This is a genomic window from Humidesulfovibrio sp., assembly GCF_031082295.1.
In the GTDB taxonomy this organism is placed as follows: Bacteria; Desulfobacterota; Desulfovibrionia; order Desulfovibrionales; family Desulfovibrionaceae; genus Humidesulfovibrio.
On sequence record NZ_JAVHLD010000028.1, the window covers coordinates 21,483 to 41,541 of the forward strand.

At 65.6% G+C, this 20,059-nt stretch carries 24 protein-coding genes; 20 read left to right on the top strand and 4 right to left on the bottom strand.

All coding sequences use genetic code 11. The annotated features are described in order from the left end of the window. The first annotated feature begins 206 nt into the window (after window positions 1–206). The 9 genes from RDU24_RS12730 to RDU24_RS12770 all read left to right on the top strand — a co-directional run bounded on the left by RDU24_RS12730 (window position 207) and on the right by RDU24_RS12770 (window position 7,794). Window positions 207–812, top strand: coding sequence for a hypothetical protein (locus tag RDU24_RS12730; protein WP_308736146.1), 606 nt, complete (start codon window positions 207–209; stop codon window positions 810–812). Between the two features lie 104 nt (window positions 813–916). After that, window positions 917–1,405 carry a MerR family transcriptional regulator gene (locus RDU24_RS12735; RefSeq protein WP_308736147.1) on the top strand — a complete coding sequence of 163 codons (489 nt, stop codon included), beginning with the start codon at window positions 917–919 and terminating at the stop codon, window positions 1,403–1,405. 32 nt (window positions 1,406–1,437) lie between these two features. Next, window positions 1,438–3,576, top strand: a complete 2,139-nt coding sequence (locus tag RDU24_RS12740) for an AsmA family protein (protein WP_308736148.1) — start codon at window positions 1,438–1,440, stop codon at window positions 3,574–3,576. Between the two features lie 39 nt (window positions 3,577–3,615). Continuing rightward, window positions 3,616–4,413, top strand: coding sequence for an NYN domain-containing protein (locus RDU24_RS12745; RefSeq protein ID WP_308736149.1), 798 nt, complete (start codon window positions 3,616–3,618; stop codon window positions 4,411–4,413). Window positions 4,414–4,437: 24 nt separating this feature from the next. After that, entirely contained in the window at window positions 4,438–4,968 is a 531-nt protein-coding gene (locus RDU24_RS12750; protein ID WP_308736150.1) for a GNAT family N-acetyltransferase, read from the top strand. Window positions 4,969–5,027: 59 nt separating this feature from the next. Beyond that, window positions 5,028–5,957: a cysteine synthase A gene (cysK, locus tag RDU24_RS12755; RefSeq protein WP_308736151.1), complete on the top strand. Its 930-nt coding sequence runs from the start codon at window positions 5,028–5,030 to the stop codon at window positions 5,955–5,957. Between the two features lie 15 nt (window positions 5,958–5,972). Beyond that, window positions 5,973–6,935 carry a serine O-acetyltransferase EpsC gene (gene epsC / locus RDU24_RS12760; RefSeq protein WP_308736152.1) on the top strand — a complete coding sequence of 321 codons (963 nt, stop codon included), beginning with the start codon at window positions 5,973–5,975 and terminating at the stop codon, window positions 6,933–6,935. Between the two features lie 119 nt (window positions 6,936–7,054). After that, window positions 7,055–7,471: an HIT family protein gene (locus tag RDU24_RS12765; RefSeq protein WP_308736153.1), complete on the top strand. Its 417-nt coding sequence runs from the start codon at window positions 7,055–7,057 to the stop codon at window positions 7,469–7,471. 26 nt (window positions 7,472–7,497) lie between these two features. Further along, window positions 7,498–7,794: an integration host factor subunit alpha gene (locus tag RDU24_RS12770; RefSeq protein WP_308736154.1), complete on the top strand. Its 297-nt coding sequence runs from the start codon at window positions 7,498–7,500 to the stop codon at window positions 7,792–7,794. Here RDU24_RS12770 and RDU24_RS12775 read toward each other — a convergent pair. From RDU24_RS12775 to RDU24_RS12790, 4 genes are all read right to left on the bottom strand, one after another. Then, window positions 7,778–8,323 (bottom strand): SPOR domain-containing protein, encoded by a 546-nt coding sequence (locus RDU24_RS12775; RefSeq protein WP_308736155.1) that lies wholly within the window; start codon window positions 8,321–8,323, stop codon window positions 7,778–7,780. The genes RDU24_RS12770 and RDU24_RS12775 overlap by 17 nt on opposite strands. A 184-nt stretch (window positions 8,324–8,507) precedes the next feature. After that, entirely contained in the window at window positions 8,508–8,972 is a 465-nt protein-coding gene (locus RDU24_RS12780) for a LysM peptidoglycan-binding domain-containing protein (protein WP_308736156.1), read from the bottom strand. A gap of 61 nt (window positions 8,973–9,033) precedes the next feature. Continuing rightward, window positions 9,034–9,804, bottom strand: coding sequence for a hypothetical protein (locus tag RDU24_RS12785; protein WP_308736157.1), 771 nt, complete (start codon window positions 9,802–9,804; stop codon window positions 9,034–9,036). A 3-nt stretch (window positions 9,805–9,807) separates the two neighbouring features. Next, a complete protein-coding gene (locus RDU24_RS12790; RefSeq protein WP_308736158.1) occupies window positions 9,808–12,303 on the bottom strand; it encodes a Lon protease family protein in 2,496 nt (831 codons plus the stop codon). A 235-nt stretch (window positions 12,304–12,538) separates the two neighbouring features. Here RDU24_RS12790 and RDU24_RS12795 point away from each other — a divergent pair, with 235 nt between their 5' ends. From RDU24_RS12795 to phoU, 11 genes are all read left to right on the top strand, one after another. Continuing rightward, on the top strand, window positions 12,539–12,808 hold the full coding sequence (locus tag RDU24_RS12795) for an AtpZ/AtpI family protein (RefSeq protein WP_308736159.1): 270 nt from the start codon (window positions 12,539–12,541) through the stop codon (window positions 12,806–12,808). 38 nt (window positions 12,809–12,846) lie between these two features. Next, window positions 12,847–13,287, top strand: coding sequence for an ATP synthase subunit I (locus RDU24_RS12800; protein ID WP_308736160.1), 441 nt, complete (start codon window positions 12,847–12,849; stop codon window positions 13,285–13,287). 3 nt (window positions 13,288–13,290) lie between these two features. After that, a complete protein-coding gene (gene atpB, locus RDU24_RS12805) occupies window positions 13,291–13,977 on the top strand; it encodes a F0F1 ATP synthase subunit A (protein WP_308736161.1) in 687 nt (228 codons plus the stop codon). Window positions 13,978–14,032: 55 nt separating this feature from the next. Beyond that, a complete protein-coding gene (locus RDU24_RS12810) occupies window positions 14,033–14,359 on the top strand; it encodes an ATP synthase F0 subunit C (RefSeq protein WP_308736162.1) in 327 nt (108 codons plus the stop codon). Window positions 14,360–14,456: 97 nt separating this feature from the next. Beyond that, window positions 14,457–15,095 (top strand): redox-sensing transcriptional repressor Rex, encoded by a 639-nt coding sequence (locus RDU24_RS12815; protein WP_308736163.1) that lies wholly within the window; start codon window positions 14,457–14,459, stop codon window positions 15,093–15,095. A gap of 93 nt (window positions 15,096–15,188) precedes the next feature. Beyond that, on the top strand, window positions 15,189–15,701 hold the full coding sequence (locus RDU24_RS12820; RefSeq protein WP_308736164.1) for a chemotaxis protein CheD: 513 nt from the start codon (window positions 15,189–15,191) through the stop codon (window positions 15,699–15,701). Continuing rightward, window positions 15,698–16,492, top strand: coding sequence for an acetolactate decarboxylase (budA, locus tag RDU24_RS12825; RefSeq protein WP_308736165.1), 795 nt, complete (start codon window positions 15,698–15,700; stop codon window positions 16,490–16,492). The genes RDU24_RS12820 and budA overlap by 4 nt, the downstream gene beginning before the upstream one ends. Continuing rightward, window positions 16,489–17,478, top strand: a complete 990-nt coding sequence (locus RDU24_RS12830) for a glycosyltransferase family 1 protein (protein ID WP_308736166.1) — start codon at window positions 16,489–16,491, stop codon at window positions 17,476–17,478. Before budA ends, RDU24_RS12830 begins: the two co-directional genes overlap by 4 nt. A 71-nt stretch (window positions 17,479–17,549) precedes the next feature. After that, window positions 17,550–18,377: a hypothetical protein gene (locus RDU24_RS12835; protein ID WP_308736167.1), complete on the top strand. Its 828-nt coding sequence runs from the start codon at window positions 17,550–17,552 to the stop codon at window positions 18,375–18,377. 165 nt (window positions 18,378–18,542) lie between these two features. After that, window positions 18,543–19,301 carry a phosphate ABC transporter ATP-binding protein PstB gene (gene pstB, locus RDU24_RS12840; protein WP_308736168.1) on the top strand — a complete coding sequence of 253 codons (759 nt, stop codon included), beginning with the start codon at window positions 18,543–18,545 and terminating at the stop codon, window positions 19,299–19,301. 9 nt (window positions 19,302–19,310) lie between these two features. Next, window positions 19,311–19,976: a phosphate signaling complex protein PhoU gene (gene phoU, locus RDU24_RS12845; RefSeq protein WP_308736169.1), complete on the top strand. Its 666-nt coding sequence runs from the start codon at window positions 19,311–19,313 to the stop codon at window positions 19,974–19,976. Window positions 19,977–20,059: the final 83 nt, after the last annotated feature.

Consider the following 20,059-nt stretch of genomic DNA (forward strand, 5'->3'; position numbering starts at 1 on the left):
CGGCGTGTGCTCCTTTGGTGGCGATGCTGCTGGAAATGTTAGGTCAGATGCGGGCAGGATGTCCAGCCTTGGGCGTCGAAAGCCAGAGCCCGGCGGCAGATTCTGGAAGATCGACCTGTACTCGTTCCCAAGCCCATCCGCAGTATGTTACCCTCAACCCGACGGCAGCCCGCCGCACAACGGCCACCAACGCACCGGGGCGGAGCATGAGCAGAGTTGACGACATCCTGAACAGGATCGAGGCGTTGGAAAAGGAGCTGGTGGAGGAACTGCGGCAGGTCGAGCCCAAGCTGCGCTACACCATCCAAGACAAGAAGGTGCGCTTCAGCGCCGAGGTGAAAAAGCGCCAGAAGCTCCTGGTCAAGCGCTGGTTCAACTACGTCTACGACTCCGGGTTCATGATCGTGCTGACCGTCCCCATCGTCTGGTCGGCCCTGCTGCCCACGCTGGTGCTGGACGCGGCCATCTGTCTGTACCAGCTCATCTGCTTCCCGGTGTACGGCATCCCCTTCGTCAAGCGCCGCGAGTACATCGTGCTCGACCGCCATTATCTGCCCTACCTCAACATCATCGAGAAGGTGAACTGCACCTACTGCGCCTATTTCAACGGCGTCCTGGGCTACCTGCGCGAGGTGGCCGCCCGCACCGAGCAGTACTGGTGCCCCATCCGCCATGCCCGGTCCATCAAGCCCACCCACAGCCGCTACCGGCATTTCTTCCGCTACGGCGACGCCGAGGGCTATCGCAACGGCCTTAAGGACGCGCGCAAGCGCTTCGACGACGTGCGGCCCAAGGACGATGCCGACGTGTAGGCTCGGGCCCAACCGCGTGGCCGCGCCCCTGCCCGGGCCGCCTCTTCCCCCCGCAGAAAAGCTCTGCTATAGCTTTAAAAATGGAGACAGGCACGCGAGAAAAAATGTATAAAATCGGGCAGGCTGCGAAACTGCTTGATGTGAAGCCCTTTGTGCTGCGCTTCTGGGAGAGCGAGTTCAAGGACGTGCTGGTGCCCGTGCGCACGCCCGCGGGCCAGCGCGCCTACACCGAGCAGAACGTTAACACCGTGCGCGAGATCAAGCGCCTGCTCTACGACGAGGGCCTGACCATCGAGGGCGCCAAGAAGCGCCTGAGCCAATTGCACGGGCCCGTGGTGCGCACGTCCATCGGCAGCCCCGCGCCGGCCAGCCCGGAGCAGTCCGGCATCGCCTTCACAAGTGTTGGGGCGGCCGCCAAGCCTGCTCAGACCGTCAAGCCTGCTCTGGCCACCGACCCGTCCTCCCCCCTGCTGGCGTTCGAGGCCGCCCCCGAGGTCGCCACCAAGGCCAGCGCCGAAGCAAACGCCCTGCGCGGCATCCTGCGCGACGTCGAGCGCGAACTCCTGCGCATCCGCGATCTCCTGGGCGCCTGACGCCCGGCCACCTCAGCCAAACTGGAGGGCTCATGCGCTATCTGGTCATCATCGGCGGCATCGTCGTCGCCTTGTTTGTCATCGCCGCCGTGCTGCTGGCCGTCATGGTGGATCCCAACAAGTACAAGGGCGACATCGCCAAGCTGGTGAAGGAGAAGACCGGGCGCGAGCTGGTGTTCGAGGGCGACGTGAAGCTCTCGTTCTTCCCGCGCCTGGGCGTGCAGACCGGCGGCGTGCGCCTGAGCAACCCGCCGGGCTTCGGCGACAAGCCGTTCTCGCGCCTGGATGCCGCAAGCGTCAGCATCAAGCTCCTGCCGCTGCTGACAGGGCGCGTCGAGGTGGGCCGCGTGGCGCTGGATGGCCTGGAGCTCTTCATGGTGCGCGACGAGCAGGGCCGCGCCAGCTGGGCCGACTTCACCGGTCCGGACGAGACTGCGGCCGAGGCCCGGAAGCCCGCCGACTCCGGCCCGTCGAGCCTCACGGACCTGACCCTGGACGGCCTGGTGGTCAAGGACGCGCACGTCTATTGGGAGGACCGCCAGACGAACAAGAGCGTCAACGTCAGCGACCTGAGCGTGGACGTGAAGGCCATTCACCCTGGCGAGCCCTTCGACTTCACGGGGCATTGCAGCCTGGAGTCCTCTGCGCCGGAGTTCAAGGCGGCTTTGAAGATTTCCGGCACGGCCATCCTGAACCTGCCAGGGCAGCGGCATGCGCTGTCGAAGCTGCTGGTGGCGGCCTCGGCCCAGGGCAAGGGCGTGCCCGGCGGGCGCGGCGAGTTCTCCCTCGGCCTTGCGGAGCTCAAGCTCGACATGGAGAAGCAGACCGCCCAGGGCATCGGGCTGGTGCTCGCGGCATATGGGGCCAAGGCCACAGGGCAGTTCCAGGCGACGAACCTGACCGCCGGACCGGAGACCAAGGGCCGCATCGAGATCGCGGACTTCAACGGGCGGGAGCTGACCACGGCCCTCACGGGCAAGGCCCCGGACACGGCGGACGCCGGAGCCTACCAGCATATCAGCGGCGTGATCGAGTTCAAGCATGGCCGGGGCTACACCGAGATTCCGGAGTTCAAGGCCAGCCTGGACGAGGCCCGGGTGGAAGGCCGCCTGCGCCTCACCGGCATCGAGAAGAAGTCGGTGAATTTCAACGTGCGCATCAACGGCCTGGACGCCGACCGCTTCCTCCCCGCCAAGGAGGACGGCGAGGCCGCTGCCAAGGAAGAGGCCAAGGGCACCGAGTTGGACCCCGCAACGGGCCTGCCCCGGAAGGACGAGCTGTTTGCGGTGGACACGCTGCGCGGCTTGAGCCTGGAAGGCCAGTTCATGGCGGAGCGCTTCAAGATCAAGGGCCTGCGCTTCGCGTCGCTCAAGGTGCCCATGGCCGCGCAGAACGGCGTGCTGGAGGTGGGCCAGGTGGAGGCGCGGCTGTACGAAGGCTCGCTCAAGACCTCCCTGCGCGTGGACGTGCAGGGCGGGGAGCCCGTGGTCACGCTGCACGCGGTGGCGGAGAGCGTCCAGGCGAGGCCGCTGTTCACCGACCTGAACGGCAAGCCCAGCGGGCTGGCGGGCGCGCTGTTCCTCGACACCGTCTCGCCGCTGGTGTGCCGGGGCAACAGCGCCCTGGCGCTCAAGCGCTCGCTGCTTGGCCGGGCCACCTTCGCCATCAAGGACGGCGTGTTCCCCGGCGTCAACGTCATCGCCAGCGTGAACGAGGCCACCGAGAAGGCCAAGCAGGCTTCCACAGGCGTGGAGGCGGGCTCGGAAAAATCAACCAAGTTCGGCAGCATCACCGGCACGGCGGTCATCACCAACGGGGTGGCGACCATCAACGACCTGGACGTGAAGGCACCGTTCCTGCGGGCCGCTGGCGCCGGCACGGTGAACCTGGTCAGCAAGGAAGTGGACTACACCCTGAATGCCCGCGTGGTGCCGAGCAGCGAGGGCCAGGGCGGCAGCTCGGGGCTCATCGGGCTTGTGGTGCCCATCCGCGTCACCGGGCCGTACGACAATCCCTCCTACGGCACGGACTACCTGCGCGCCCTGGGCAAGGGCGCCCTCAACGCCGTGGGCGGCGTTGTCACGGGCGTGGGCAACGTCATCACCGGCAAGAAGGACAAGACCGGCAAGCGCTCAGGCGGCCTGCTGCAAGGGGTCAAGAATCTGTTCTGATGAGTGTGCTAATTCATATCGCTAAAAAATGAGGTACTCATGCAACGTTTCGCCTTCTTTGTCGACGGCTCGAACCTCTACGGTTCGCTGCGCACCATGAACCTTGAGATCAACAACTACTCGCAGCTTTACGCGCACATCTACCGCGAGGCGGTGAAGACCTGGCATGAGGTGACCCTGCAGGACTCCCCGGCCTGTGCGCAGCTTCGGCGCGTGTATTGGTACGCCGTGGGCGGCATCGACGACTGGGACCTGCAGAACCCGCAGTCGCGCTCGGCCCTGCGCCAGGCCTTTGCGCGCGATGCAGAGATCCGCGCCCTGTGGATGACCCGGGTTGCCGCGGGCAATCAGGCCATGTCCGAGGGCGAGCTGGAGGAGGAGGCCTGGCAGTCCTGCTACTCCGACTTTCGCGACTGGTACCACGCCAAGATCCGCGCCATCGACGGCATGCGCCGGTTCTACGCCGGGGTGCGCGCCTCCTCGGACCTGATCGACATCCGCGAGGCCGGGCACTGGAAGGTCAACTTCCTGCACAAGTGGGTGGAGGAGAAGGGCCTGGACACCGCCCTGGCCGTGGACATGGTGGCCCTGCAGGACAACTACGACGTGGCCGTGGTGCTCACCGGCGACGCCGACGCCATCCCCTCCATCCGCCACCTGAAGGAGCGCGGCAAGCACATCGCCGCGGTGGAGTTCGTGGGCGGCGGCGCGGCGGATACGCGCGGCCGGGCGTTCTCCTCCCGGCTCAAGGTTCACGCGGACTTTGTGCTGCGCGTTTTCGAGAAGGACCTGGTGCACCTGGACCACCGCAACAAGGGCATGAACGGGTCCGCGTAGGGCGCCGCCGGGCTGGGCAGGGACATGAGCCAGGGCGCCGCCGTACCCGAAGTCGAGCTGGCGGGCTACGTGCCCGGGGCCATCGGCCGCCTGGCCGAGCTGCACGCGCGCTACTACAGCCGCCACTGGGGCTTCGGGCTTGAGTTCGAGGCCCTGGTGGCCGCAGGGCTGGCGGAATTCCTGCCGAGGCTCGACCCGGCGCGCGACGGCTTCTGGACCGTGAGCCGTGGCGGGCGCGTCCTGGGCGGCCTGGCGATTGACGGTGGCAAGGGCGGCGGAAAGGGCCAGGGCGCGCACCTGCGCTGGTTCATCGTCTCTGAAGAGCTGCGCGGCCAGGGCTATGGCGACCGGCTCCTGCGCGAGGCCGTGGCCTTTTGCCGCAGCGTCGGCCATCCGTCCGTATTTCTCTGGACCTTCAAGGGGTTGGACGCGGCCCGGCATCTTTACGAGAAGCACGGATTCCGGCTGGCGGAGGAACGCGAGGGCCGCCAGTGGGGAAATCTTGTGCTGGAGCAGAAGTTTGTGCTTGCCCTGGACGGAATCCGCCTTATCTGATTAAGATTGTTCACCACCACCAGATCAGCCCGCCTGATGAGAGCGGCAAGGAGCAGCACATGGCGATCGCAGCAAGCATGGCCGAACTCATCGGCAAGACCCCGCTGGTGCGGCTGAACGCGCTTTCCCAGGGCCTTGGCGCCACCCTTGTGGCCAAGCTGGAGTCCATGAACCCCGGCGGGTCCGTGAAGGACCGCATCGGCCGGAGCATGATCGAGGCGGCCCTGGCCGATGGCCGCATCACCAAGGGCAGCGTCATCATCGAGCCCACCAGCGGCAACACGGGCATCGGCCTGGCGCTCCTTTGCGCCATCAACGGCCTGCGCCTCATCCTGACCATGCCCGACTCCATGAGCGTGGAGCGCCGCAAGCTGCTCCACGGCTACGGGGCCGAGCTGGAACTCACCCCGGCCACCCTGGGCATGAAGGGCGCCATCGCGCGCGCGCTGGAGCTCGTGGCCGCGACGCCGGGGGCCTACATGCCCATGCAGTTTGAGAACCCGGCAAATCCAGAGGCGCACCGCGCCACCACGGCGCTGGAGATCTGGGGCGACACCGCCGGGCAGGTGGACTGCTTCGTGGCGGGCGTGGGCACGGGCGGCACCGTCACCGGCGTGGGCCAGGTGCTCAAGGCCAGGAAGCCCGGCGTGCGCATCGTGGCGGTGGAGCCTGCGGACTCCCCGGTGCTCTCCGGCGGCGCGCCCGGTCCGCACAAGATCCAGGGAATCGGCGCGGGCTTTGTGCCCGGCGTGCTCGACACCGGCATTTACGACGAGATCATCAAGGTCGGGGCCGAGGACGCCTTTGCCACGGCCCGCCGCCTCATGCGCGAGGAGGGCATCTCCTGCGGCATCTCCTCCGGGGCCAACGCCTTCGCCGCCATGCAACTGGCCGCGCGCCCAGAGATGGCGGGCAAGATGATCGTGTTCATCGTCTGCGACACTGGCGAGCGCTACCTTTCCACTCCGCTGTTCGCTGAAGCCGACTAGGCCGGGAGGGCCGCCATGATAGACCAGACGCCGGTTCTTGTGAGCCTTGACCGCGACGCCGTGCTGACCGAGACAGTGGAGAACCTCTGCGCCCAGGACGCCTGCGAGGCCTCCTGGCATCGCGTCAGCCGCGACCAGCCCCTGCCGTCGCTGGACGCCCTGGCCGAGGTGGTGAGCCTGCTGCGCGCGGTGCTGTTCCCCGGCTTCTTCGGCCCGCAGGACGTGAGCCAGCGTACCATGCCCTTTTACGCGGGCAGCGCGCTGGACCGGGTGGTCAAGCTTTTGTCCGAGCAGATCAACCGGGGCTACTGCTTCGTCTGCGCCAAGGAGAACCGCGCCCCCTGCAACGACTGCGAGAAGCGCTCGGAGTCCGTGGCGCTGGAGTTCATCCGCAGGCTGCCCAGGGTGCGCGAGCTGCTGGCCACGGACGTTCAGGCGGCCTTCGACGGCGACCCGGCGGCCAAGAGCCCGGGCGAGACCATCTTCTGCTACCCGTCCATCAAGGCCCTGACAAACCACCGCATCGCGCACCAGCTGCACCACCTGGGCGTGGACATCATCCCGCGCATCATCGGCGAGATGGCGCACTCGGACACCGGCATCGACATCCACCCCGGCGCGCACATCGGCGAGCGCTTCTTCATCGACCACGGCACGGGCACGGTCATCGGCGAGACCTGCGTCATCGGCAAAAACGTGCGCCTTTACCAGGGCGTGACGCTGGGCGCCAAGAGCTTCCCCAAGGACAAGACCGGGGACGGCGCGGGCAACCGCCTGGTCAAGGGCCTGGCGCGCCACCCCATCGTGGAGGACGACGTGACCATCTACGCCGGGGCGACCATCCTGGGCCGGGTGACCATCGGCCAGGGCGCGGTCATCGGCGGCAACGTGTGGGTGACCCAGGACGTGCCGCAGGGCGCGCGCATCGTGCAGGCCAGGGCCTCGGAGCAGGTGCTTCTGGGCGGGGCGGGGATTTGAGGGCGACGCGGAAGGGTGTCAAGAATTATTCCGATGATCGGGCAAAAGCCCTTGTATTTCTTTTTTCGTCGGTATAATGATAGGGCAATGTTGACTTTTTTCAATGCCTGGAGAGAGCTGTGAGCGACGACTGCATTTTCTGCAAGATCATTGAGGGCAAGATTCCCTGCGCCAAGGTCTATGACCGGGGCGGCATCTTCGCCTTTCTGGACATCGCTCCGGTGAACAAAGGGCACGCTCTGGTGGTGCCGAAAGCCCACCACGCCACGCTTTTCGACCTGCCGCCGGACCTGGGGCGCGAGTTGTTGACCGCGCTCAAGCTGGTGGGACAGGCGGTGATGCAGGCCACGGGAGCAGCCGGGCTCAACGTTGGCATGAACAATTTCGAGGTGGCCGGGCAGTTGGTGCATCACGCCCACTTCCACCTCATTCCCCGCCACGAGGGCGACGGGCTCAAGCTCTGGACCCAGCACGCCTACGAATCCGGCGAAGAGATGCAGAAGCTGGCCCAGGCCGTGAAACAGGCCATCGGCTAAGAACCGCAACGAAGGAGGCCCCCAATATGAGCGGTCAAACCTTGACCAAGGCCCACATCGTCGACGCCATCTACAAGAAAACCGACCGCAACCGCGCGGAGATCAAGGACCTTGTGGAGTCCGCCCTGGACCTCATGAAGCAGGCCATCAAGAAGGACCACGCCATGCTGGTGAGCGGGTTCGGCAAGTTTGAGGCCTACGACAAGAACTCGCGTCGCGGCCGCAACCCGCAGACCAACGAGAGCATCACCCTGCCGCCGCGCAAGGTGGTCGTGTTCCGCCTGTCCCGCAAGTTCCGCGCCGAGCTTAATCCAGAGGAATAAACGCCTGTGGCCACTCCGGCTTGAGAGCCTCCAGGGCCTTGTGTGCAGACGCAAGGTCCTGGAAGGGTCCGGCCTGGACCCGGAACAGCGTCCCCTGTCCCTGCTCCACGCGCACCATCCGCGAATTCTCGTATCCCTTGCCCTTGAGCCAGGCCACCGCGCCCAGGGCGTTCATGGCCGTGCCGAAAGCGCCCACCTGCACGTAGGCCGGGCGCTCGGCCACAGGAGCGTTGTGCCCTGTCGCCGCCTCCGGCGTGAGCGAGTCCAGGATCACCGGGGCCAGCGTGACCGGAGCCTCGGTCTTGGCGGGCGCGGCCTTCTCCGTCACCTTGACCTGTGTCGGCGCGCGCTTGGCGGCCGCAGGAGCCTTGGCTGGCGCCTCGGCCGGGGCCTTGGTGGCCAGGCGCGGCTGGTCGAGCGGGATGGGCTGGCGCGGGGCGCAGCCGTTGAGCGTGAGGAGCGCAGTCAGGGCTGCCAGGGCCAGGGCGGCCATAACTCCATGACTTTTGGGCATGGTTGTGCCGGGCATAACGGCCTCCGGAACGGTTTGAGCTTAGGGCCTTGGTCGGCCTAGATTTTCTCTAGATAGTGCAGACGAGGGGCGATGGCAAGGGGGATTGAGAGGTGGCGGGTATTGGGCTGGACGTAGGGCCGAAAAAAAGCGCCCGGTCTCGCAACCGGGCGCCTCATCCATTGCCAGTAGCGGGGGCTTCTTAGAAGCCGTAGCCCAGAGCTTCGCGCAGGTCAGCAGGCAGATTGGCGCTGGCCTCGGGAGCGGACTTCTTCTTGGACTTGCCGGCCTTGTGGCGGGCAGCCTTGACGTCGTCCAGCGCGAAGGCGCGCGGAATCTCGAAGTTCTGGCCGGGGTAGATCAGGTTGGCGTTCTTGATCTTGCTGCGGTTGGCCTTGAAGATCAGGGGCCACATGAAGGGATCGTTGTAGATCTGCTTGAACTCGGAGATCCACCACAGGCAGTTGCCCTTCACGACAGTGTACGAGGTGGGCAGCTTGGCGTAGTCAGCCTCGTAGATCTGGCGGGGGGACATGGGGGCCGGAGCCATCTCGCGAGTCTCGACCACGGGGGCCGGTGCGGGGGCAGGAGCCGGTTCAACCTTCTTGGCGCAGCCAAGGGCAAAGACAACACAGCAGGCAATCGTCAACAGCATGAGTTTTTTCATAAGATTTTCCCTCCTCCGGTTGGGAATTGAAAGATATTCCTGGCGCTTTAGCGTGTCAAGCCTAAGGTACCATGCGAGCGCTCCAATTATCTAATATTTTTTTCTCCTGGAGCACAAGACGATCCGTCGCATTGATTGCAAATGCGTTCTGCACCGCCTGGGAGGCCTCGGCCACCCAGCCGCCCAGGCGCAGGCTTTGGGCCGCCAGGATGTACATGCGTTCTGGATGCTCGCCGTAGACGCTTGTCAGCAGCAGCTCGTAGTCATTGCCGAAAACCTCGCGCACCAGCGCGTTTTGCGAGAACATGTAGCGTGCCAGCAGCGCGTTTTCCCGGTGCCGCGCCAGGTAGATGGGCAGCAGCCTGCGGCACTGGCTCATGATGAAGCGGATGCGGTCGATCTCTCGGCGCATGCTTTCCTCGGTCTGCTTGAGCACGTGGAAGAGTTCCTCCACCACCACGCGCTCGTCTTCGGGCAGGTCGCGCCCGCGCAGGGCCAGGAACCACGGCGCGTAGGTCAGGGCCTGGTAGGCGTCCTCCTTGAGCTTGATGGTCTCGTGGAAGATGTAGCCCAGGCCCCAGTCCAGGAACTGTCCCGTGAGCGAGGTCTCCGGGTCGTTGCGGAACACGTGGTGGGCGGTGTCCTTCATGCGCCAGAGCAGGCCCTTGTCCATCTCCTGGCCCACCAGGTCGCGCAGGGTGGTGAAGGTCACCGCGCCTTCGCGGTCAAAGGAGGTGAACTGCTCCTCCAGCGACTTGCAGGCCATGCAGAAGGTGCGGAACATGTCGCGCACGAATTCCGGCAGTTTGGCCCTGATCCAGGCTTTGGACATGGCTCAGCTCCTCCTCTTGCGGGGGTGTTCGGCGCTGGCTGCCAGGCGCGTCAGCTCGGCCAGGCGCGCGTCCACCATCTGGTAGAGCGACCCCGGGGGGTAGCGGCCGTCCTTGCGAAGCGCCCCGGCGGGCCGTCCGGTCAGGATGGTCATGGCCTGCTCGATGGTGGCCACGGGGTAGAGGTGGAAGCGGCCCTCGGCCACGGCCTCCACCACCTCGTCCTTGAGCATCAGGTGCACGGCGTTGTCCGCAGGGAAGAGCACGCCCTGCCTGCCGGTGAGCCCGCGCCTGCGGCAGACCTCGAAGAAGCCCTCGACCTTGCGGCTGACGCCGCCCACGGCCATGATGGCACCGCTTTGGCTCACCGCGCCGGTGAAGGCCAGGGAGAGGTCGATGGGCGCGCCGGACAGCGCCGAGAGCAGCGCCGCCAGCTCCGCGCCCGAGGCCGAGTCGCCCTCGACCCCGGCGTAGTTCTGCTCGAAGCAGAGGCTGCCGGTGAGCACGATGGGCTTGTCCTGGGCGAACAGGCGCACCAGGTAGCTCTTGATGATCATCATGCCCTTCGTGTGGATGGGGCCGCCCAACTGGGCCTCGCGCTCCAGGTCGAGGATGCCGCCGTGGCCAACGCCCACGGTGCAGGAGATCTGGTGCGGCAGGCCGAACTCGTAGTCGCCGAAGAGCGTCACCGAGAGGCCGTTGGCCCGGCCCACAGCGCTGCCGCCCGTGGCGACCTTGATGATCTCGCGGTCGTAGTCGGCCATGAACTCTTCCTCGAAGAGGTTGGCGCGGAAGTCGTGGTCGGCCACGGCCTTGGCCAGGTCGGCGGCCTCCACCAGCTCGCGCCCGTCCATGCGGGCGATGGCGGCGGCCTCCACCATGCGCGCGCGCACCTGGGTGAAGGAGAGTGACAGGCGCTTCTGATCCTCGGCCAGGCGGCTGGCGTGGTCCACCAGCCCGGCCAGGGCCTCGCGGCTGAAGGGCGGCAGCCCGGCCTTGTCGATGATGCCGCATAGGGTCGACAGGAAGTGGCGGATGCTCCCCGCGTTGCGATCGGCCGTGCCCTGCAGGTGGGCCTTGAGCTTGAAGTGCTTGCGGAAGCGGTCGTCGGCGGTCAGCAGGGCCTCGTAGGCCTCGTCCGTGCCGACCAGGATGATGCGCAGGGACAGCGGAATGGGCTCGGGCTCGATGGTGCGCACGCGGACCTGCTCGGCGTCGCCGGGGTCCTCCATGCGCAGCTTGCCCAGGCGCAGGGCGCGCAGCAGGCCCTCCCAGGAGCCCTGGTTGCCCATGAGGTCTTCTACATTAATAATGAGGAACCCGCCGTTGGCACGGTGCAGGCTGCCGGAGCGCACCAGGGTGAAGTCCGTGTAGACGGCGCCCATTTCGCTCTCGCGCTCGATGCTGCCCAGGAGGTTGAAGGCCGTGGGGTGGTCCTCGATGACCACCGGCGCGCCGAGCTTGCCCTGGGCGCTCTTGCCGTTGTCCACGAAGAGGTTCACCTCGTGGCGGAAGCTCGAGTCCTCCGGCGGGGAGTGGGCCTGGCCGTGGAAGTCCTGGTGCGGACCCGGCGGCGTCGGGTTGGGCGTGGGCAGGGGCAGGGTGTCTTCGGTCTCGCGCGGGAGGTAGGCGTCCACATTCTCGAGGACGTCCTTCTCCACCGCGGCCATGTGCTCCACCAGGCGGGGAATCGCGGCGAAGTCGCGGCGCAGGGAGGCGAGGTGCTCGGTGAGCGCGGCCTGGGCGATCTCGCGGTGCAGCTTGAGTTCGCCCTGGCGGAAGCCCTGCTCGCTCAGGGTGAGCTTGCGCAGGAACACGCCGATCTCCTGGAGCAGGCGTTCGCCCTTGCTCTTGAGCATCTTGCGGCGGGCCGGGGCCAGGCGTCCGTACTCGTCGTCGCCCATGACCTTGCCGCCCACAAGCGGCATGATGGTCAGGCCGCCGGCGTCGTCCATCTCAAGGGCGAAGCCCTTGCCGCGCGCGGTCGCCTCCATCTTGCTGAAGATGCTGTCGCGCTTGGCCGAGAAGCGCTTGAACAGGGTCTCGTGCTTGCGGCGGTAGGCGTCCTGGTCGAAGCGCGCGGCGATGGCCGAACGCACGTCGGTGAGGGCCTTGGCCAGCCCGGTCTTGAAGATCCGGCCCTGTCCGGCGGGCAGGCTCACCGCCAGGGGGCGGTCGGGGTCGTCGAAATTATGGAGGTACAGCCAGTCCGGCGGGACGGGGCGCTTGGCGGCCTCCGGAGCCAGAAACTGCCGCACGAAATGCGTGCGTCCGTGGCCGGGCTCGCCCGCGAGGAACACGTTGTACTCGTTGCCGGGAATCTCAAGGGCCATGCGCAGGGCCTGCATGGCGCGGGGCTGAAAGGCCGCCTGGCCGTTCTTGCGGGAGATGCCGGAGCTGTCGGCCTGGCGGATGCTGGCCGGGTCCATGCGGTTGCGAAGTTTTTCCGGCGGCAGGGGCCGTGCGGCACGGCGGGGAATCAGGTCGTTCTTGTCGGTCATGTGCGGTCCAGTGTAGGGTTTCAGGCACGAGCGCGTTCAGGATTCTATGTACGTGCTTCCGCTCCGAATGTCACTAGAAGCGGGGGAGACGCGGCGGGCGGTTAAAATGGAGAAAATGATGCGCCTTGGGCCGCAACCGCATTGACGGGCAGGGGGGCTTGTGCTAGGTGTTCCTCCTTGTGAAGAAATGAACGTCCGGCATGGCGACCGGCACACGAGTCGTCCGGGGTTCCCAATGTTCTTTTCCAGGCAGGACAAGTCTTCGGGCCACATGGGGGTCCTCGGAACGGTTGGCACCATCGGGATGCAGCTCGTGGCGGCCACCTTCGTCGGACTTGCCATGGGGTATTTTCTTGATAAGTGGCTGGGCACAGACCCGTGGCTGCTCATCATTTTTCTTCTGCTGGGAATCGTCACCGGCTTTCGCGATGTCTATCGCGAGGCCATGCGGCTCCAACGGCGCAGCGAAGAAGAAGGTTCCGGCCCTGGCGCCGGAACGCGATGACTCCAGGGACGGTTGCGGGCCGTTAGAGGAAATGAGGCATGACGACGCTTGTCCAGAAGATCGATGCCGTGCTGTATCGCCGCGGGTTTGCCCTGGCGGACGCGCGCAAGCTCATGCGCAACCAGATTCTGCTGGCGGCGTGCGGGTCGGCGCTTGTCTGTCTGGCAACGGGCTTCTCCCCTTGGGGGCTGTCTTTCGCCGCGGGGACGCTGATCATCACCATGAATTTCTGGTGGCTTTCAAAGGCCGCTCAGGAGTTGGTGAAGGTTCAAAACGGTGCCGTGTTCACGCTTTTGACGCTCTTTTATGGTAGGCTGGTATTGACCGGGGTCGCCATCGCCGCATTGGTGGCATGGCTTGGGGCATCGGTTTTTGGACTTTTGGCCGGGCTCTCCACGGTGGTCGTCAACGCCACCCTCTGGGGGGTTCTCCAGATCAGGCACAAGGTTCCCGCCACAGGGAATGGGAAGGAGGCTTAACAAATGGCTGCAGGACTCGCGCATCCGCTGACCTATTCGGTCCTCATCGACCAGCAACTTGGACTTCACCTCCCGCCGCACGTTTACTACATGTGGCTGGCCATGATCATTCTGTTCAGCTGCGCCTTCATCCTCCGCGGCCGCCTGACGCTGGTGCCCGGTGGCTTGCAGAATGTCTTCGAGACCGTGATCGGCGGACTGGAGGACTTTGTCGTCCTAAACATAGGTGAAGAAGGACGCAGGGTTTTCCCGTTCCTGTGCGGCATGTTCATCTTCATCCTGGTGATGAACTACATCGGCCTGATTCCCGGTTGCGACGCCGCCACCGCCAACGTGAACACCAACGCGGCCATGGCCATCACGGTGTTCGTGTACTACAACTACATCGGCATCAAGAAATGGGGCTTCGGCTACATCAAGCATTTCATGGGCCCGGTGGCCTTCCTGGCTCCGCTCATGCTCATCCTTGAAACCGTCAGCCACATCGCGCGCCCCCTTTCGCTGACGCTGCGACTCTTCGGCAACATCCGCGGCGAGGAAATCGTTCTGGTGCTGCTGTTCATCCTGGCTCCGGTCGCCGGAACCATCCCGATGTACTTCCTGTTCATTCTGGGCAAGACCATCCAGGCCTTCATCTTCTTCATGCTGACCATGATCTACTTGAAGGGTTCTCTGGAGCACGCCCACTAAACTTGGGGAAATGGTCGTCTGACCAACACATAAATACCTTAAGGAGTTCACTGTTATGCGTAAATCTCTGCTGATGACCCTGGCTATGGTTCTGGTTGCTTCCGCCGCCTACGCTTCTGATGCTCCCGCCGCCGCCGGCGCCGCTGTCGGCCCCGTCGCCGCTTGGGCCACCGCCATTGGCATGGCTGTCGCCGCCGGTCTGTGCGGTCTCGGCCAGGGCATGGGCCTCAAGGCCGCTTGCGAAGGCACCGCCCGCAACCCCGAAGCCGGTGGCAAGCTGACCGTCACCCTGATCCTGGGCCTGGCCTTCATCGAGTCCCTGGCCATTTACGCCCTGGTCGTCAACCTGATCCTGCTCTTCGTGAAGCCCCTGGGCGCCTAATTCCCAAGGTTTGTTTCTGGAATCAAGGAGGCCGCAAGGCCTCCTTTTTTCCGGGAAGTTTTGTTAAAAAATTCACATTCACAATCGGTGCAGGGCCATGAAGAGCGAGCATATTCCCAAAGCTACAATCGCCCGTCTGGCCACCTATATCCAGGTGCTCTCCGAGTTCAAGCGCGAGGGCACGGATGTGGTCTCCTCCGAACGTCTTGCCGAGGCGTGCTCCGTCAATTCCTCACAGATACGCAAGGACCTCGCCTACTTCGGTGAATTCGGCGTTCGCGGCGTCGGGTATTACGTTCAGGATCTCATCACCTCCATCAAGCGTTCGCTCGGCATCGACCGCGCCTGGAACTGCGGTCTGGTGGGTGTGGGCAACCTTGGGCGCGCCCTGCTGCGCCATCGCGAGTTTTCGCGCAAGGGATTCAACATACGCGGGGCCTTCGATTGCGATCCCTACAAGATCGGCGAGATCGTGGAAGGCATGGAGATCGTCTGCTCGCGCCAGCTTCCCGCCAAGGTCAAAGAGTTGTCCCTCGAGATCGGCATCATCACCACCCCGCCCGAGCGCGCACAGCGCGCCGCCAATTATCTCGTTGGAGCTGGCATCAAGGGAATCATCAACTTCGCTCCCTCAAGAATTTCCGTGCCGAGCCATATCCACCTGGAATACGTCGACTTCTTCCACCATTTCTACGCGGCCGCCTTTCACATCCGCTTCGCCGAACATCAGGAATAGCGCGCGACGGCGCTCAGCCGAAGCAGTTGACAGTGCCCTCTGTTGTCCCGATGATGTGGGACGCTATAGAACTGGCTACCGGGGTGCATTTCCGTGCGTGATTTCGACCGCTATCCAAAAGTGTTCCTGCAGACGGGCGACTGCTTCCTCGGAGTGCGCCCAACCCTGGTGACGACGGTGCTTGGTTCCTGCGTGGGCATCACCTTGTGCGCGCCACGCAAAAAGGTCGGTGCCATCTGCCACGCGTTTTTGCCAGACAGCACCAAGTTCAACTCCAACGGCAAGGACCCGCAGGTGTGCCGTTTTGTGGACACCGCACTGGAAAGCATGTTCTCAAGCCTCATGCGCCTCAAGATTTCGCCGGAGGAACTTGTGGTGAAGGTTTTCGGAGGCGCCTCGGGCATCATGAGCCGGAACCGTTGCGACCAGTATGACATCGGGGGACGCAACCTCGCATCCGTGCGTGAGCGCTTGGCCACTTACGGTATCAAGGTCGCGCGCTCCGCGACCGGGGGCAGCCAGGGGCGCAAGCTCCTTTTTCTGACCCACACCGGCGACGTTTGGGTCAAGACACTGCACAAGAACAACGAGGAGATACGCCCATGAAGACTTGGCGCACCGCTTTTCTCTGGCTTCTGCTCTGCGCGCTGCTGGGTGCAGGGCTTCCTGCCCAGGCCGCAGAGCCCTCTGCCAAGTCCTCCATGACGCAGATCGGAGTCATCGACGCCCTCCTGGCCGGTGGGTACGATGGCTCCGTGGCTGTGCGTGGGCTGCCGAGGTTTGGCGACATTGGCCTGGGCACCTTCGACGCCCTGGACGGCGAGATGGTGATCCTCGACGGTGTCGTCTATCAGGTTCCGTCGACCGGAGTGGTGCGCCGCGCCGACCCGCGCGGGACCACGCCCTTCGCCCAGGTGGTGCGCTTCAAGCCCGGGCGGGCCCAGCCGACACCGGAAAACGTCGGCCTGAAGGATCTGGAGTCCTGGCTCGACAAGACCCTCGGCGACACCAACGTATTCGGAGCGGTCCGCATCGAGGGCGTCTTCACCGCGCTCAAGGCCCGCAGCGTCCCGCGCCAGCAGAAGCCCTACCAGCCCCTCGCCGTCGTGGCCAAGTCGCAGTCGGTGTTTGAGTTCGCGCAAGTGCGCGGCACCCTGGTGGGCCTGCGCGGGCCTGACTATGTCCGCGGCCTGGGCGTGCCCGGCTGGCACCTGCATTTCCTCACCCAGGACCGCGCGCGCGGCGGGCATGTGCTCGACCTGACCCTGGGCTCGGGCACGGTGCGCATGGCCAGCCTGCGCCGCTTCGAGCTGCTGTTGCCCGAGGCTGGGCTGGGCGGGCTCGATCTGGCCAAGGATCGCGCGGGCGAGCTCAAGGCAGTGGAGTCCTCGCGTTGAAAATCCTGATGATCGCGGTGAACGATCCCGCAGGAACCGGCATAGCCTTTTGCCGGGCGGTGAACCGCCTGGACCGGAAGAACAGGCACACCGCGCGCATCGTGACCCTGGAGACGCGCTACACGCACGCCTGGGGCAAGGACCTGCACGTGCCCGACCTCCTTGGTCCTGACGGCGACGAGGCCGGGCTTGCGGAGCTGGAGCACCTGCTCAAGACCAGTGACGTGCTGCATTTCCACATGACCGCGGACGAGCACCTGCGGCTGGGGCCGTTCCTTCCGGCGGACTACCTTGCTGGCAAGGCCGTGGTGCATCACGAGCACGGGCACCACGACTTCCGCAGCGACCCGGAGCGCTTCCGCGCCAAGTACCGGGCCTTGGGCCGCAAGAACCTGCTGGTGAGCACCCCGGACCTGCTGCGCATGATGCCCGAGGCCCGCTGGCAGCCCAACCTCGTGCACGAGCACGAGCCGCTGTTCCGGCCCGTCGAGCGCGTCTGGACCGGCCCGCTCAAGGTGGCGCACTCGCCCACGCGCAAGGACCTCAAGAACACCGACGACCTGCTGGCCGTTGTGGACGAGCTGGGCCGCGAAGGCCTAAACGTCGACCTGGACCTCATCGACAACGTGCCCAACAGCGAGTGCCTGGCGCGCAAGCAGCAGGCCCACGTGCTCTTTGACCACATGCAGGGCTACTACGGCGTCAGCAGCCTGGAAGGCCTGAGCCAAGGGCTGGCGGTCATCGCCGGCTTGGACGAGTGGAACCGGTCGCACGTGGCGGAATTCGCGGGGGTGTCCTCGGAAGGGGGCGACTTGCCCTGGGTTGTGGCGCGCGGGCGCGACGAGTTGGCCAGGCGCCTGCGCGAGCTGGCCGGGGACTTGCCGCGCTGTCGCGAGATCGGCGCGGCCTCCCGCCGTTTCGTGGAGGAGCGCTGGTCCGAGGCCAAGGTGGCCGGGCGTCTGGCGGAATTTTGGGACGCTCTGTAGCCCGGCTTTGCCAAGCGCCGGGAGATCGTGTAGGGTTCCAGAAAATGCGAAGAGTGCGGGGGATGCGCGGGATGGTGAATCATTTCGGATGCAAGGGGCTGATCCTGGGGGCCATGATGGGCGTGCTGGTCTGGACCGGAAGCGCCCAGGCGGCAAGCTACGAGGTGCGGATGCCGGTGGAGAAGACCGTGCGCCTGACTCCGCCGAAGGACGCGCCCGCCGAGCCCGAGAAGCCCGCAAAGCCCGAAGCCGCGAAGCCTGTTGCCGCAAAGGCCGAGTCCGTCAAGCCCGAGCCAGCCAAGCCCGAGCCGGTCAAGCCCGAGCCGGTCAAGCCCGCCACCCCGAAGCCGGAGGCCGCGAAGCCCGCTCCCACCAAGCCGGAAGGACAGAAGGCCGAGGCGCCCAAGCCCGCGCCCGAACCCAAGCCCGCACCGGAGCAGCCCGAGCCCGCGCCCAAGCCTGTTCCCAAGCCCAAGCCGGAGCCCAGAGTCGACCCGCTGGCCCTGGAGACCCCGCCCGCGCCCGCGCCCCACGAGCCCATCGCGCTGCCGGAAAAGGGAAGCTACGTCGGCGACATGGAGATTGAGTTCCAGTCCGACCGCATCATCCTGCGCGCCGCGGCCAACGGGCAGGTGGAGCGCGTGACCTACTTCGGCGTGAAGTCGCCGCGCAAGCTGGCGCTTGACCTGCGCGGCCCCTGGCGCAAGAAGGGGCCCTTCGTGCTGCGCTACGCCACCGGCCCGGTGAAGGACGTCGTGGTTGGCGAGCATCCCGACCGCCTGCGCCTGGTGCTGGAGTTCCGCGAGGGCGCGGTCGAGCCGGACATGCAGCCCACGATCGAGATCGACGCCAAGGGCGTCACCGCAACCATCCCGCTGGCCCTGCATCTGCGCCGATAGCGGCGTTTGGCGCCCCTGGGCCGGGGGTGCTCAAAAGGGTGTCGTCACCGAATCGTCACATTTCCGTGGCCCAGACGTTGCGTCTCGGGCATTATTGAAGCAGGTCGGCAGCAGAATGACGGGGAAGCGTCCCGTTTGGCGGCACCGGCAGAGCACGGAGAGACAATGCCCAACATCAAGATTTCTTCGCAATCCCTCGACTTCCACTACGGGGCCTTTCACGCCCTGCACCAGGTGAGCCTGAACTTCGAGGAGCACCAGGTCACGGCGCTCATCGGGCCTTCCGGCTGCGGCAAGAGCACCTATCTGCGCTGCATCAACCGCATGAACGACCTCATCCCCGGCGCGCGCGTCGACGGCGAGCTCACCCTCGACGGCGAGGACATCTACGCCTCCGGCGTTGACGTGGTGGCGCTCCGGCGGCGCATCGGCATGGTCTTCCAGAAGCCCAACCCCTTCCCCAAGACCATCTACGAGAACGTGGCCTACGGCCTGCGCGTCAACGGCGTGAAGGACAAGCGCGTCCTCGATCAGAGCGTGGAGTCCTCCCTGCGCGGCGCGGCCCTCTGGGACGAGGTCAAGGACCGCCTGGAGTCCTCGGCGCTGGGACTGTCCGGCGGCCAGCAGCAGCGCCTGTGCATCGCCCGCGCCCTGGCCGTGCGGCCCGAGGTGCTGCTCATGGACGAGCCCGCCAGCGCGCTCGACCCCATCGCCACCCAGAAGATCGAGGACCTGATCCACGAGCTCAAGCGCGACCTCACCATCATCATCGTCACCCACAGCATGCAGCAGGCCGCCCGCGTGTCCGACCGCACGGCCTTCTTCTACCTCGGGAAGCTCATCGAAGAGGGCGACACCCGCACCATCTTCACGCACCCGCGCAACAAGCAGACGGAAGACTACATCACCGGCCGGTTCGGCTAGGGAGAGAACATGCAGCAGCGCATCCATTTCACCCAGAAGCTCGAAGAGCTGCGCATGCAGCTCATCCGCATGGCCGCGCTCACCGAGAAGGCCGTGCAGGATGCCACCCGCGCCTATCTGGAGAACGACACCGACCTTGCCGAAAGCGTCATCATGAACGACACCGCCGTCAACGACATGGAAGACGCCATCGACGCCTTCAACCTGGAGCTCCTGGCTCTGGACCAGCCCATAGCCTGCGACCTGCGCTTCATCATCGGCTCCATGCGCCTCACCGTGAACCTGGAGCGCATCGGCGACGAATGCGTGAACCTGGCCCACCGCACCCTGTTCCTGTCCACCCGGCCCCCCCTGCCGCCCAACGCCCGCATGGAGCGGCTCTGCGCCCACGTGCGGGACATGCTGTCCAAGGCCGTGCGCGCCTTCATGGACGAGGACACGGCCCTGGCCGGGGAAATCTGCGCCATGGACCACACCGCTGACGAGCTCTCCCTCAAGGTGCTCAAGGAGGCCATCAACACCATGGTCGACGAGACGCGCATCGTGGAGCGCAGCGTGCACGTCATCATGGCCTCCCGGCACCTGGAGCGCATCGGCGACCTGGCCACCAACCTGGCCGAGGCCGTCATCTTCATCAAGGATGGCCAGAACGTGAAGCACAGGTGCAAGGGGTAGAATGCCTCCGGCGGCCAAAGGGCCTGAGGCCCTTTGGAATCCCCATCAAGCGGACGGGCTGCGCGGCGAAGAGACCGCGCAGC

Excerpts from the sequence above, each read along its gene's own strand:
- RDU24_RS12835 (WP_308736167.1), top strand. The coding sequence starts at position 17,550 with ATGGTGAATCATTTCGGATGCAAGGGGCTGATCCTGGGGGCCATGATG.
- RDU24_RS12745 (WP_308736149.1), top strand. The coding sequence starts at position 3,616 with ATGCAACGTTTCGCCTTCTTTGTCGACGGCTCGAACCTCTACGGTTCG.
- RDU24_RS12775 (WP_308736155.1), bottom strand. The coding sequence starts at position 8,323 with ATGCCCGGCACAACCATGCCCAAAAGTCATGGAGTTATGGCCGCCCTG.
- RDU24_RS12790 (WP_308736158.1), bottom strand. The coding sequence starts at position 12,303 with ATGACCGACAAGAACGACCTGATTCCCCGCCGTGCCGCACGGCCCCTG.
- RDU24_RS12730 (WP_308736146.1), top strand. The coding sequence starts at position 207 with ATGAGCAGAGTTGACGACATCCTGAACAGGATCGAGGCGTTGGAAAAG.
- RDU24_RS12750 (WP_308736150.1), top strand. The coding sequence starts at position 4,438 with ATGAGCCAGGGCGCCGCCGTACCCGAAGTCGAGCTGGCGGGCTACGTG.
- RDU24_RS12735 (WP_308736147.1), top strand. The coding sequence starts at position 917 with ATGTATAAAATCGGGCAGGCTGCGAAACTGCTTGATGTGAAGCCCTTT.
- budA (WP_308736165.1), top strand. The coding sequence starts at position 15,698 with ATGAAGACTTGGCGCACCGCTTTTCTCTGGCTTCTGCTCTGCGCGCTG.
- RDU24_RS12810 (WP_308736162.1), top strand. The coding sequence starts at position 14,033 with ATGCGTAAATCTCTGCTGATGACCCTGGCTATGGTTCTGGTTGCTTCC.
- RDU24_RS12795 (WP_308736159.1), top strand. The coding sequence starts at position 12,539 with ATGTTCTTTTCCAGGCAGGACAAGTCTTCGGGCCACATGGGGGTCCTC.
- RDU24_RS12800 (WP_308736160.1), top strand. The coding sequence starts at position 12,847 with ATGACGACGCTTGTCCAGAAGATCGATGCCGTGCTGTATCGCCGCGGG.
- epsC (WP_308736152.1), top strand. The coding sequence starts at position 5,973 with ATGATAGACCAGACGCCGGTTCTTGTGAGCCTTGACCGCGACGCCGTG.
- pstB (WP_308736168.1), top strand. The coding sequence starts at position 18,543 with ATGCCCAACATCAAGATTTCTTCGCAATCCCTCGACTTCCACTACGGG.
- RDU24_RS12815 (WP_308736163.1), top strand. The coding sequence starts at position 14,457 with ATGAAGAGCGAGCATATTCCCAAAGCTACAATCGCCCGTCTGGCCACC.
- RDU24_RS12785 (WP_308736157.1), bottom strand. The coding sequence starts at position 9,804 with ATGTCCAAAGCCTGGATCAGGGCCAAACTGCCGGAATTCGTGCGCGAC.
- atpB (WP_308736161.1), top strand. The coding sequence starts at position 13,291 with ATGGCTGCAGGACTCGCGCATCCGCTGACCTATTCGGTCCTCATCGAC.
- RDU24_RS12740 (WP_308736148.1), top strand. The coding sequence starts at position 1,438 with ATGCGCTATCTGGTCATCATCGGCGGCATCGTCGTCGCCTTGTTTGTC.
- RDU24_RS12780 (WP_308736156.1), bottom strand. The coding sequence starts at position 8,972 with ATGAAAAAACTCATGCTGTTGACGATTGCCTGCTGTGTTGTCTTTGCC.
- cysK (WP_308736151.1), top strand. The coding sequence starts at position 5,028 with ATGGCGATCGCAGCAAGCATGGCCGAACTCATCGGCAAGACCCCGCTG.
- phoU (WP_308736169.1), top strand. The coding sequence starts at position 19,311 with ATGCAGCAGCGCATCCATTTCACCCAGAAGCTCGAAGAGCTGCGCATG.
- RDU24_RS12770 (WP_308736154.1), top strand. The coding sequence starts at position 7,498 with ATGAGCGGTCAAACCTTGACCAAGGCCCACATCGTCGACGCCATCTAC.